The organism is Pirellulaceae bacterium, from assembly GCA_029243025.1.
Taxonomy (GTDB): Bacteria; Planctomycetota; Planctomycetia; order Pirellulales; family Pirellulaceae.
On sequence record JAQWSU010000034.1, the window covers coordinates 156,151 to 169,272 of the forward strand.

10 protein-coding genes are annotated in these 13,122 nt (G+C 52.5%); 5 read left to right on the top strand and 5 right to left on the bottom strand.

Annotated features, from left to right (window positions below):
- Positions 1 to 17 precede the first annotated feature (17 nt).
- Positions 18 to 461 carry a hypothetical protein gene (locus P8N76_16805; protein MDG2383332.1) on the top strand — a complete coding sequence of 148 codons (444 nt, stop codon included), beginning with the start codon at positions 18 to 20 and terminating at the stop codon, positions 459 to 461.
- On the top strand, positions 454 to 1,794 hold the full coding sequence (locus P8N76_16810; GenBank protein MDG2383333.1) for a PQQ-like beta-propeller repeat protein: 1,341 nt from the start codon (positions 454 to 456) through the stop codon (positions 1,792 to 1,794). Before P8N76_16805 ends, P8N76_16810 begins: the two co-directional genes overlap by 8 nt.
- A 24-nt stretch (positions 1,795 to 1,818) precedes the next feature.
- Here P8N76_16810 and P8N76_16815 read toward each other — a convergent pair whose 3' ends face one another.
- The gene (locus P8N76_16815; protein MDG2383334.1) at positions 1,819 to 3,348 is read right to left on the bottom strand and encodes a sulfatase-like hydrolase/transferase; all 1,530 of its coding nucleotides are present in this window, start codon (positions 3,346 to 3,348) and stop codon (positions 1,819 to 1,821) included.
- Between the two features lie 180 nt (positions 3,349 to 3,528).
- On the opposite strand from P8N76_16815, the gene P8N76_16820 reads away from it, so the two are divergent.
- Positions 3,529 to 5,298 (top strand): arylsulfatase, encoded by a 1,770-nt coding sequence (locus tag P8N76_16820; GenBank protein MDG2383335.1) that lies wholly within the window; start codon positions 3,529 to 3,531, stop codon positions 5,296 to 5,298.
- A 74-nt stretch (positions 5,299 to 5,372) separates the two neighbouring features.
- On the opposite strand, the gene P8N76_16825 is transcribed toward P8N76_16820, so the two are convergent.
- From P8N76_16825 to P8N76_16835, 3 genes are all read right to left on the bottom strand, one after another.
- Complete coding sequence (locus P8N76_16825; GenBank protein ID MDG2383336.1) at positions 5,373 to 6,173, bottom strand: hypothetical protein; 801 nt, start codon at positions 6,171 to 6,173, stop codon at positions 5,373 to 5,375.
- Positions 6,174 to 6,442: 269 nt separating this feature from the next.
- Positions 6,443 to 7,141 carry a hypothetical protein gene (locus tag P8N76_16830; protein MDG2383337.1) on the bottom strand — a complete coding sequence of 233 codons (699 nt, stop codon included), beginning with the start codon at positions 7,139 to 7,141 and terminating at the stop codon, positions 6,443 to 6,445.
- A gap of 677 nt (positions 7,142 to 7,818) precedes the next feature.
- Positions 7,819 to 8,709, bottom strand: a complete 891-nt coding sequence (locus P8N76_16835; GenBank protein ID MDG2383338.1) for a DUF1207 domain-containing protein — start codon at positions 8,707 to 8,709, stop codon at positions 7,819 to 7,821.
- Positions 8,710 to 9,411: 702 nt separating this feature from the next.
- On the opposite strand from P8N76_16835, the gene P8N76_16840 reads away from it, so the two are divergent.
- Positions 9,412 to 11,310: a sulfatase-like hydrolase/transferase gene (locus P8N76_16840; GenBank protein MDG2383339.1), complete on the top strand. Its 1,899-nt coding sequence runs from the start codon at positions 9,412 to 9,414 to the stop codon at positions 11,308 to 11,310.
- A 214-nt stretch (positions 11,311 to 11,524) separates the two neighbouring features.
- Positions 11,525 to 12,541: a methyltransferase gene (locus P8N76_16845; protein ID MDG2383340.1), complete on the top strand. Its 1,017-nt coding sequence runs from the start codon at positions 11,525 to 11,527 to the stop codon at positions 12,539 to 12,541.
- A gap of 174 nt (positions 12,542 to 12,715) precedes the next feature.
- Here P8N76_16845 and P8N76_16850 read toward each other — a convergent pair whose 3' ends face one another.
- Positions 12,716 to 12,946 carry a hypothetical protein gene (locus tag P8N76_16850; protein ID MDG2383341.1) on the bottom strand — a complete coding sequence of 77 codons (231 nt, stop codon included), beginning with the start codon at positions 12,944 to 12,946 and terminating at the stop codon, positions 12,716 to 12,718.
- Positions 12,947 to 13,122: the final 176 nt, after the last annotated feature.

The following is a 13,122-nucleotide window of genomic DNA, read 5'->3' on the forward strand; positions in this document are numbered from 1 at the left end:
CAGCACCGGCCATCGCCTTGCGTGAAGACAGATATTCGTTAGTGGGCTATCGTGACTACAAGTTTCCCAAGGATCTCGTTGCGATGGAGTCACTGCGACGGAGCATTGAAGAGACACTTCGCGCCAACGGGACATATGAAGAGGAAACCCGCGGCAGTACGCTCCAAAAACAGATATTTGAAGGCTTCCATGATCAGGCGGCGGAAAAACTGCGAGGCCAATATATACTGCTCAACATGTTCCATGAAAGTTGGATACCTACAATCAAATCAGGTGGTTATGGTCGCTTTGAACTCTACGATCTTCAGACCGACGAGGCCCAACAAGTCAACATCGCCTCAAAGCGACCACGCGTATTTGAGAAGCTCCGAAAACAATTGACGACCATCAACGCCAGCATCATGGCAGACGGGCCCAACTGGCAACCGATTCAGCAACCCGAGATCCCCCCCAATGATTAGACAACTCAATCGCATTCAGCTGTCCGCGTTTATCCTGACGGCGATTCTCCCCACTCTTCTGCATGCTGACTTACCTCGGGCAGCGGAGAACTATTGGCACCAGTGGCGGGGTCCTGAGGCGACCGGCGTTTCACGCACCGCTGATCCACCTCTGAAATGGAGCGAGCAAGAAAATGTCAAATGGAGGGTACCGATCGAAGGTAGCGGCTCATCATCACCGATCGTTTGGGGCGACAAAACTTTCCTGCTGACTGCCATCAACACGGGAACGGTGGATCCCACCTTGCCGAAACCTGAAGATCAACCCAAGCGAGTATTCGGCATCACCCATCCGAACACAGTTTATCGTTTTGTGGTCATGTGCCTGAACCGAAAGACTGGCGAAGAGATTTGGCGAAGGACGGCCACCGAACGCGTGCCACACGAAGGACATCACCACGACAACAACTACGCTTCCGCTTCACCGACGACCGATGGCAAACGGCTGTATTGCTGGTTTGGTTCTGCGGGTTTGTTCTGTTACGACTTGAATGGCACCAAACTTTGGGAACGCGACCTAGGAAAAGCCTCGGTCGGCGCGATCCTCGGTGAAGGCTGTTCGCCTGTCCTTCATGACAATCGACTGGCGATCGTAAGAGACCATTCTGGTCAATCTACCATTCACGTCCTCGACGGTCGCACAGGGACGACACTCTGGAAAAAAAACCGAGCAGAGCCAAATGCCTGGTCAACACCCTTGGCCGTCAATTACCAGGGATCCCCGCAATTGATCACCGCTGCTTCGAATCGGGTCCGCAGCTACGATCTGAATGATGGCGAACTTATTTGGCAATGCAAGGGACTCACCGGAAATGTCATCCCCTGCTCCGTCACGGAAAACAATGTGGTCTATTGCATGAGTGGGTACGAAGGTTTTTCACTACTCGCCATAAAGCTTTCAGCAACAGGAGATATCAGCGACACAGACACCATCCACTGGAGAGTCGACAAAGGAACGCCTTACATTCCCTCTCCCCTACTCTACGACGGCATGCTTTATTACAACCAATCCAACCAAGCCATCATCACATGCCTGGACTCAACAACGGGAAACCCCATCCTTGACCGAACGCGACTATCCGGGCCGTCCACGATTTACGCATCACCGGTCGGCGCGAATAATCGCATCTATTTCACGGGTCGTAACGGTACAACGGTCGTGATCGAGCGATCGGAAACCTTCAAAGTGTTAGCCACTAACCGACTCGAAGATCAATTCGTTTCGTCCCCGGCACTGGCTGGCCCTCAGCTGCTTCTACGCGGCAATAAATACCTTTATTGCCTCCAAGAATAAACACGACAGCAGCAATCGGTTGGCTCACGGACGAGATTTGGCGCGACGGTTGGGGCCATGGTCAGGATCGTCACGCCCATCAAAGTATTTGTCGCGTATCCATTTTGGCTGCCAAACATCCAGACTCCGTTTTTGATTGTCGTAAATCACTTCTTTTGGCAAGGGATTAGCCACGTGCAATGGAAACTCGTCGCCCAACCGCTGACGCCAGGATTCCATCAAAGCCATCATACGTTCTTCCTCTGCAAGAAAGTCTTCATTACCAGCCAAGTCGCTCAGCTCATCCGGATCGGCGGATAAATCAAACAGCAGTCGATGGTTAATGCGAGGATAGATATGAAGCTTCCACCTGCCGTCGGAAACGGCCCGTTGATTGTCCTGAAATGGCAAAAAGACCGAATCACGAACTTCGGCGACATCTCCTAACATCACCGGTGTCAAATCGCGTGCATCCACGCCATTGGGTGAGTCTATCCCAGTCCATCCACAAATGGTGGCATACATATCGTGCACATAACTAAAGGAATTCGACGACTTCCCTGCGGGGATCGCTGGCCCGCGAATAATCAGCGGGCAACGCATGCTTTGTTCATACACATTTTGCTTGCCGAGCAACCCATGGCTCCCCATCGCAAGTCCGTGATCAGCCGTGTAGACCACGTAAGTGTTATTCGCATGAGGGCTATTCTTTAAGGCGTCAAGCACTCGCCCCACTTGCTGATCGAGATGACTAACCAGTCCGTAGTACTCACAAAGTTGATCACTGATCACTTCTCGAGTACGAGGCCAGGGAGCAAGTCCTTCATCTCGACCGCTAGTCGCCTGCGGAGCATTTCGAAAGGGATGCTGAGGCAGAAAATTCTTTGGAAGTGGCGGACGTTTCTGATAGTAACGTCTTCTAAATTCTTCCGGAGGGTTTCTTGGGTCATGCGGTGCCATGAAGGCAACGTAAAGGAAGAACGGCTGTTCCGGGTCGGCATTTTGAATATAGTCCACTGCCGCATCGGCAAACACTTCACTCGAGAACCCCCCGGCGTCACGTTTGCCAGTAAGTTCCCCGGCATTCAGATCCTGCACCACAAAATCTGCGTGGTTCGCCATGCCTCCCATATAGACGGAACGGCCCGAAGAAAACGCTCGTTGTAACGTCGCCTTTCCATTGTGCCACTTCCCCACAATAAAAGTGCGATAGCCCGCCTCGGACTCCAACAAGGCTGGCAGCAAAGGCAGCTGCTTCCAATCCGTCGCAACTCGCTTCGAGGGAATGCGCATCCAATGACGGCCCGTCATCAACATCGCGCGACTCGCAACACAAACTGCACCGCTAAATGAACCCGCACAATAATTCCGGCGAAAGCTAAACCCATCAGAGGCCAGTTGATCCAAATGAGGTGTATCGATGAATGAATTACCGTGCGCGCCGATCGTATCGGCACGTTGATCATCGGCAAACAGGAAAATTACATTCGGACGATCGGCTGTCGTGTCGGCGAAGCTATTGGTTGCCGTAAAGCAGAGGCAAACAATAAACATTAGGCGAGTCTGCTTCATCATGATCTGACTTTGCACCTTTGGTTTGAGACCGCGAAAAATCGCGATTCAGCACTTCCTGGACAACTACGGAATGATTCTGCGTACAGTATAATTCGTTAGGTCGCTCGACGCACGCACGCTGCGCGAGCGACGCCATCTCGGTATTTCCCTTGACACAGCCCCGAACCTAATCGAGCTACCATGCCTCTCGTCCACCGCTTTTCAACTCTAATGGCGTTGCTTTTGTGCTTCACCAGCTTTTCGACCTTCGCCGAAGCGAAGCAGCCAAACATCATCCTCGTCATGACGGACGACCAGGGCTACGGCGATTTTGGCGAGACGGGAAACCAGTTGATACGAACGCCGCACATCGATGCCATGGCGAAACGCAGTGTTCATTGGGAACAATTTTACGTGAGCCCGGTCTGCTCGCCGACACGTGCTTGTCTCATGACAGGACGCTACAACCATCGCACCAAATGCATCGACACCTTCAAGGGAAGATCGATGATGGCAACCGATGAAGTGACGATTGCCGAGCTTTTGCAAACGGCTGGTTACGCAACGGGAATTTTTGGCAAGTGGCATCTGGGAGACAACTATCCCATGCGCCCCAGTGACCAAGGATTCGCAGAATCTCTGGTACACAAAGGCGGAGGACTCGCGCAGCCATCCGAGCCAATCGAGAATGACCGACGGTACACGAACTCACTGCTGTTCCACAATAATCGAGAAGTGGCCAGCGAGGGCTATTGCACCGATGTTTTCTTTGACGCTGCCTGGAAGTTCATTCAAAGCCAAGCGGCGAACGAAACCCCTTTTTTTTGCTACATCCCGCTCAATGCGCCACACGGTCCTTTTCACGACGTACCCGATGCCCTGTTGAAAGAGTACCAAAAGACCGATTTTTCGCCGATCATGGTCGGCGCCGGAGGCCGCCGTGCAGCAGCTCAGCAAGATGCGCTTGCCAGGATCGCAACGATGATTACCAACGTCGATGACAATCTCGGGCGACTTTTTGAACGACTGGATAATGCCTCGCTCACCCAAAATACGATCGTCATTTTCCTGACCGACAACGGCCCTAACACACGACGCTACGCTGGCCCATTCCGTGGCAAGAAATCAGAATTGTACGAAGGCGGAATTCGCACCCCCTTGTGGATTCAGTGGCCAGGTGAATTTAAGGCCGGGGAATCGATACCGAAAACGGTTGCAGCCCACATCGATCTCATGCCAACCCTGCTCGATGCCTGCCACGTCGAGCTGCCCGACAATCTGGACGGCAGAAGCTTATTGGCCAAGCTGAAGGATCCATCCGCGCCGCTCACCGAACGCCCCTTGGTGATTCAATATCACCGAGGTGACGTGCCCAGCCGCTACCACAGCTGCATGGTTCGAAAAGGTGACTGGAAACTAGTCCATCCATCCGGAACACAAACTGAGCAATTCAAGGGCACACCTAACTGGGAGCTTTACAACCTGGCCGACGACCCCGGCGAAACAAAAAATCTTGCCACAGAAAAGGGCGTTATTTTGAACGATCTCATAAAAACCTATGAAGCCTGGTTCGACGACGTTAGCACCGAACGTGCCGACCAACCAGGACCTCCCTACATTGTCATTGCGCCAGAACACGAATCGCCCAGCATTCTCACCTGGCAAGACATGATCGATGGAAATTGGCGGACGGATAAGCTTGGGTACTACAAATTAGAATTCTCTGACGACGGTCGATTCGATATCCGTTTTGAATCACACCCGCGACACGCCATCGACAAATCCAAACCTTGGACGGCCAAACTCCAGATTGGCGAACAGATCTACCAATCTGATTTCAATCCAGACGAGCGTCTGGCGATTTTCCGCGGGCTACAAGTTCCGGCTGGAAAAACGAAACTTAAGCCATGGATCGAAACGGAAGGCAAACCTCCTGTCTGCATCTATCACGTCTGGATCTCTCCACGGTAGAGCCCCCCTACGTGAAACATCTCGCGAACCAAGCACACAGCCAGTCAGAATCTAACGGGCCATGGCCGCCGATATCAGTTTCGATAAAAGTCAATCCATCGCAACTCGAGTTCCTGCGGGTTATCGGCGTACAACTTGACGGGAAGGCGAACTTCAAAATAGTCGTCCTTCACCGGATGGCTCCCGCGTTCGGCCACGATTTGCAGCTCCGAAAAGAATGGGCTCTGCTTATCGATCGCTGTTTCCTTCCCGTCAACACACAACGTCACCCGCCTTCTACGCGGCGTTGAACTGGAAACAGACCATTCGACGGCCACGCGATTGTTCTCGACGCGAAACAACTCGAGTCCCTTTAATTGCAACCTGACTAGCAAACTCTCAGGCCAAGTCGATCCCACCCGAGCAATCGTGGCATGATCGATACCAAAGCCACTGCGAATGTCGATGATCGTTTCCCGGGGAGTCGCATTGAAAACGACCTTTGTATCCTGTCGACCGGTGACCGCTTGCAACTTGGCGTTCTGTTTAACCTGAACGCCCTGACTGGCGAGAGCGTGTAAATGGGTGACGGTCACGATCCATCGTTTGCCAGTCTCAATGCCCGCCCGAGACCCGAGCGTTCCTTCCACGACAACCTTTTTACCGTTTAAGCGATCGCACAACTTCCGTACCTTGGGCTCATCGACGGCGAGTTCCCAACAGATTCCGTTTGCCGTGATCGTCGTCCCGGTGGACTCTCCACCAATCGCCACTATTCCAGTCTCCAATGTCCCCACAACACGCACCGTAATCGAATCCATCGCGTTTCCATGACCGGCGCCCCAGCTCGAGAGCAGGCAGGTGAGGACGATACCGATTCGGGAGGATCGATTCATTACGAATTCCTATATTGACGATAAGGCTGCTCCATCCAATTCGCGAGCGTTCTGGCTTTAACCTTAAGTCTGTTGCAATAGTAATCCACGAATGCCTACTGTAACCGAACTGCTCCAGATCATTTCAAATACTGGATCGGATATTGCAAAATGGCCGGGCACAGAAGCCAGGTGCGATCAATCACATAGAACGGCTTAGATAGGTGCCTGGCAACGCCACCAAGATCGCATTACCGGCCTGTCGTTTCCAGGACCAGCGCCGCTTGGCATCATTGCGGAAATGCAAACGGCCTCCCTTTCATTTCTGCCACCTGATCACGCTGTTTTTCGGTCAAGATCTGGCTAAACGCCTCATTCGTGGCTTCCAGTAAGCGATCCGATTTTTTCCGGTTCGCCTCTCGAACGGCTTGGGGAGCCAGCCCCTTACGTCGTTGCTCGGCGCGTTGACGTAGCATGTCATTTATTTGTGCCTGCATTTTCATCTTCCAAGCATCGGAGACTTTTCCAATTTGTTGTTGCTGACCCTCCGTGAGCTTGAGTGCTTTCTGTACCTCCAAGTCTTGAAAGAACATGGGGCCGGCCCTTTGATAGAAAAGTTGGCTCAAACGCTGCTGTTGCTGACTGCTCAAATGGGTGAGCAGCACTTTTTCTTTTTCTTTGATCTTATCGACCATGACCTTCATCTTTTCCGGATGTTTGACGAGCTCCGGATTGAAGGCTAATGACAGGATTTCTCCGTTTATTTTTTTTGCAGGAACAACGGTCGCGGCAATCTGTGCATCGGTGAGGCTCAATTCTTCCTGCACCGCCGTGTTGCCCAACAAACCAACCGTTAGCTGGTTCTTCGGTTGAAGCCGACTGCCTGGCGACTGTGCGTCAGCTACGGTCACCCAGGTCGCAGACAATAGCATCAGCGCAAAACACGCCGCTAAACAACGCCCGTTATCCAATAGCGAATGTGTTTTCATCGTGCCCTCGCGAAAACAAAAATGCAGGTCAAATACAGCAACCAACTACCATGTACCTCAGCGAAGATGCCGTCAAGCTTCAAAGTCTGGCATTGATGTGAAAAGCTGGCTCGAGCATTCATCACGATCTACTGCACTTTCGTCGCCAAAGTTGTTGTAGTCATCAAATACTAACCGACTCGGCGGTGGTCATCTTCGACGCCACAAAGAGCAATCAGTGCGACTGGCCCAGGGCCCAGCCGACTAGCGTGTGAGGATCGACGGCCGGATTGGGCCGGGCATGCAGACGATTTAAGTAGCAAGAAGCTCACGGAAACGCCGCTGGGTTGGTCGATGCAACATTGGGATCCTGTCAAGGAGTTTCAGATAATGTAGATCACGTTCGAGCGTGCAAGGCTATCGGAATGGAAATGAATCGCTTCGATTTCCTGCCGTATCGCACAGCCCGCTTAATAATGCCACCCTGGACTTAGCTATTGAACGATTCACCGCCGACAGACAACAGCCTTGATCAACGCTGTCCCGCGAAAGCGGCTGTGAGCCTCCAAGTAAACCGTCTCAAAAGTGTACCTAGCATGGTATTTTGGCTGCATGTCCTGCGCTCTTTGGCTTGAGCCTTGTGTACAAGTTTTGGGGAACTCAAGTTGTATGCTTTCCAGCAATGCGAGCAACCATGATTAGTAATCATGCCAAACACCAAAACCAATCTGCTGCTCACTTAGATCGAGGTTTGCATAGTTATTTCCTCGCCCATTTAAGTAGAACACGCCGAGTCGCAAGAGACGAGCGTCATCGCTGCGCCAGGACCAACCAGCCTGTAGTGCAAGTGTTCCTCCAAAATTGTCGGTCTCAAGCAGATGCAGATTGGCCGCTGCGAAGGGCGCCCCCCAAATTCGCGTTGGCAGTTGTGGCGCAAACTCAGCCCCGAGCTGAAACTCCCATTTTCCGTTCATGCTCGAGGCAAGTGCATAGCCGACTTCACCGTACAAGCGAACTGTCTCAGTTGGATGAATCGCATGCCCCAACACAATCGCTCGACGCTGGAAAAACTTATCCTTCAATGACAGCTCATCACTAAAATAGCCAAGATTCGGATGGGTGTGAAGAAAATAGACAGCCAGCTTTGTTTCTTGATTACCCCAACCAATCGACAACGGCACCCCGAACCGGGCATCGGTCGAGAACAGATGAAAGAGATCGGAATTAGCTCCAGAGAATTGAGCCGCGCCTTCGATCCCAAGTTGCACCCCAGTCGGAAAATACGGATCCTTTGTTCCGCAACGCAGAATGCCTAGCTGGCCGCCCACCGTAGAAAACCACGACCAACCGTTGTCTTTTTCATAATAATATTGAATGCTGGAGCGAGGCTCTTTCTGGCCAGCGAGGTAGGGAGGATAAATAAGTCCATCTGGCAGAATTTGCAATGACCAGCCTTCCGATTTGGCCGTTGCCTCCGTGTAGGGATCGAATCCGGAATCAAAAGACAAATCCTGCCCGTCGGCTTGCGCGCAGCTGCAACCCAAAACGATAAACCCTACAATCGCTTGGCCGACAGTCGTACTTCTCATCAGCTTACACACACCCCGCTAGTTCACCAGCAGGTCGATTTTTTCCTGTCCAAATGGGTGAGAAATGTACCTAAGATAGCCCGCACAGAAAAGGGCAAACCGGCACGACGAGAACGACCGAACGGCGCAAAACGGGCGAAAACCGCCCAGCCAACTGCGTCGACCTTCTCCAGCACCCCCTCCGGAAACAATTCAATGCGTCTTCAACAGACGAACTAAACCTTGAATTTTTCCGGCATCTGCCAACAACCTGGGATGAAATTCGCGTATTAGACGGAAAGTCGGCCCGCATGCGGTCATTGCACGCCGCAAAGGTATCGACTGGTTTGTTGCTTGCCTCAACGCGGGTCAAGCGAGAACCTTGAACATTCTGGTTAGCTTTCTTTCGGCCGGCAGTGAATACGAGGCAGATATTTATCGAGACGCCCCAAGTGTCACCACATAGAAAAAGGTGGGGAATCATACGTCAGCCCGTCAGTTCCCAAACCCTCCTCGAGGCCAAACTCGGGCCACGTGGCGGACAGGCAATTCGAATTGTCAAACATTAAAAGAGCTGACGCTTGGGCTCCGCACTCGAGCGAAGTCCAGCTTTTCTTGCTTGACGCCGCATCCCCCGCCGCGACACAATAATTGAAAGAGAAGCGTCACCAACAAACAACCGTATTTCGCCATCGCACAAGACCCAACCCTCGGAGACGAACGTTGAATTACAGGCTTCCCACGCTGACAGCTTTTCCCACATGGCAACAGAGACCCGTCATCGTCATGGCCCTGTTGGCATCCATTTTCCCAGTGTGGGCCAGCCCCGCATTCTCCGCCGCCCCTTCCGATCGTCCTAACGTCCTCTGGATCACCAGTGAAGACAACGGAGTCTCTTGGGTAGGCTGCTACGGTGGCACGAACGCGGATACTCCAGCCATCGACCAACTGGCTCGCGAAGGCTTTCGTTATACGCATTGTTTTGACAACGCAGCGGTCTGCGCGCCAACGCGATCCTGTTGGATCACAGGCATGTACGCCATCTCCAACGGAACACAACCCATGCGGAGTCGCAATTTAATCCCCCACGACGTGATCAAATATTATCCCGACATGCTCCGAAAAGCGGGATATCACACCTCAAATCCAGGCAAAACCGACTACAACATTGGGGGTCGGAACGACAAGGCCTGCTGGGACTACAAACGGGGCAAGGAGCGATACGGTTGGCGCATGCGATCGCCCGGCCAGCCTTTCTTTGCCGTCGTTAACATCGGCGACAGTCACGAGAGTCGTGCACACGGGGACGTCAGTCGGGTCAAAAAAGATCCCGCTACGATGAGGCTTTTCGCCTATCACCCCGACCTCCCGGTGATCCGAAAAAACTACGCCAAGTATGCCGCTGCGGTGGAAAACATGGATCGCAAAGTCCAGGACACCCTCGATGCATTAAAAGAGGACGGTTTATCCGAAGACACTATCGTGATCTACAACTCCGACCACGGCGGTGTGATGGCGCGCAGTAAACGATTCCTCTATTCAAGCGGAGTCCATTGCCCACTGATCATTCGCATCCCGGAAAAATTCAAGCATTGGTATCCGGCCGAAAATCCCGGAATGACCGTTGACCGCATTGTCAGTTTTGTCGACATGCCTAAAACCTGGCTAAGCCTCGCCAACGCCGAGATCCCGAATACGTTTCAAGGAACGATTTTTCTTGGTGATGACACCGAGCAGGCACCCAACTATCACGTCGGTTTTCGTGAGAGAGCCGATGAACGATTGGACAACGTCCGGATGATTCGAGACGGACGGTTCGCCTACCACAAGAATTACCTACCCTATGCGCCGGCAGGCCAACACCTGGCCTATCTCTGGAAGGCCCCCGCGACTCCAGCTTGGGAACGACACCATCGCGAAGGGAAAACCAACGCCATCACAGGTCGCTTCTTTCGACCACGTGTATCGGAAGAGTTCTACGACAATCAGAATGACTTTGACAACGTCCATAACCTAATTGACCAGCCCGAGCATCAGACACGAATCGCCAAACTCAAACAGGCGCTACGCCAGCGTCAACTCGAACTCTTTGATTCAGGACTCCTTCCCGAACAAATGCGGAATCGCCGAGCCGCTGAAAACGAAATCACCCTCTATGAAATGGTTCGAAACCCGGATCTGTATCCGCTAGAAACGTACCTGGACGCAGCCGATCTCGCCTTGACGCGGAACAAACAAAATCTACCAACGTTTGTCGAATGGATGTCCAACGATGACGAAGGGATGCGATGGTGGGGGATCGTCGGATTGCACTTGCTTGCCCAAGACTCGGAGCCTGCGAAGCCGATCATGGCGAGCGCACTGACGGATGACTCCCACGAAGTCCGAATGATGGCAGCTTGGACTCTGATCAATTTAGGACAGACGGAGGACGCAATGGCCTGCCTTCAGCAACTACTCTTCGAAGGCACATCCAACTCCATAATGCTGCACAACGTGCTTGATTGGATGGGAGAACCTGCGTTACCTCTTGTCAAACAATACGTGGACAACAAGGGTGATCGGCAAGGCCGATACGGCATCGGTATTCTTGGCCGCATCGCACAACAACACGGCTGGTAAACCGGCGGGGCAATGAAACTCGCTTTCATCAGCAATCGAATTCCCGATCCGGCGGCCAGTTCAGCGGGCCTGATCGAGTCGCACACTAATTCCCAGTCGACTTTCGATACATGCAGCTGGGCATTTTTTCAACAACGACAGCCCACGGGTAATGCGATCGCCGTATTGCTTCTTAACCCCTGTTGCAACTTCACACCCTGAAAAGGCTATTCGGATGCTTGAGGCTCACGACCGAACGAACATCCCTAACCCCGATGATCGGCTCGTTTATGACGCCATCGCATCGAAACACGCGTTTCCTTGCCTGGCGATCTCCGTCGAGCTTGGACTCTACGAGGAACTGAATCAACAGCCCCTGCCTATCTCGACCATTTCCGAACGCTTGAGAATTTCTCCTCGAGCCACTGAGGCAATCGTCGCAGTGGTAGCCGCCATGGGATTTCTACGCGCTGACGAAGATGACTGCTTCACGCTTACCGATGTTTCTCGCACCTATCTTTTGCCAACGAGCCCTTTTTACCGCAACGATCTCACTAACTCGCAGCTACCGGCCACCAACCAATTACGTGCGGCTTTAAGCTCCCAAGAAGAACCACCTCAACCGTTCGCAGTTAACCTCCAAGAACTCCCGACCGACTGGCAGCAATCGTTCATGCAAACAATGCATGCAATGACACTTCCCGCTGCGACTGCGGTTGCCCAACATCCGATTTTTAAACAAAGTCGAAATTTACTTGATGTGGCGGGAGGCACTGGCTCACTATCCATGGCCATTGCCAAATACCATGCTCAGATCCAATGTGAGATCCTCGAACTTGAACCCATTTGTCAGATAGCGAGAGAGCACATTGCAGCTGCTGAGCTTTCTGCTCGCATTAAAGCCACACCATTCAATATGTTTAATGACCAATGGCCCACGGGTGCTGACACCATTCTGTTCGGCAACATCTTCCACGACTGGGACTTGGATTCGTGTCGGCTGCTTGCTCGTCGTTCCTTCGACTCATTGAAACCAGGCGGGGCGATTTGCTTACACGAAATGCTGCTCAATTCGCAAAAAGATGGGCCACTGACTGTCGCCCTATTTTCCATCGCCATGCTTTTGCACGAGAAGGGGAAACAGTTTACCGCCAACGAACTCGTGGACCTGTTAACGATTACTGGCTTCACCGACGTCCAAGTCACACCATCCTTCGGCTACTATTCTTTGATAACAGCAACTAAACCGTAGGCTCATTCTCAGGTCATTGGCGTACCTGGGGTTAAGAAACAACCTCCGCTTCGGGCGTCGGCACGGTCGTCTTCCTCATTGCCCCCAGGAAACGTTAGCATGCAGAAATCACCTGAAGTGACATCAATGCCACCCGCATTCCAGCCAGGCGACGATCGAACTCCTCGGACACCGTCAGTCCCGTTCGATCGCTGCCAACCGCAGGGCTTCGGCCAAGCGCAACGACTCTTCCGAATCGAGTAAGATTTCTACGTCGCCCCCCTTCTCTAACGTCACCACCAGCGAAGATTGGCTTTCAAGCCGGTAAACCAAAATAGAATCGCAACCAATATCAATCCGATCAATAACCTGTCGTTCCTCTTCCATCCCTTGGCTCCCCAACGCAAAAACAGAATATCGTCTCAATCAATATTTCCGCCCCGCTTTCGCTTCATCGCAAAAGTTAATTTTGCTGTGCGGAAGCAGATTCAGTCTACCCAAAAAGCCCCCCCTCATCAGATTCCATCCTATCTGCCCCTGGCCAACCGCATCGATCACCAGCAGCCACTCAGTCTCCCGTAGCCATTTTTTGAATCAACGGC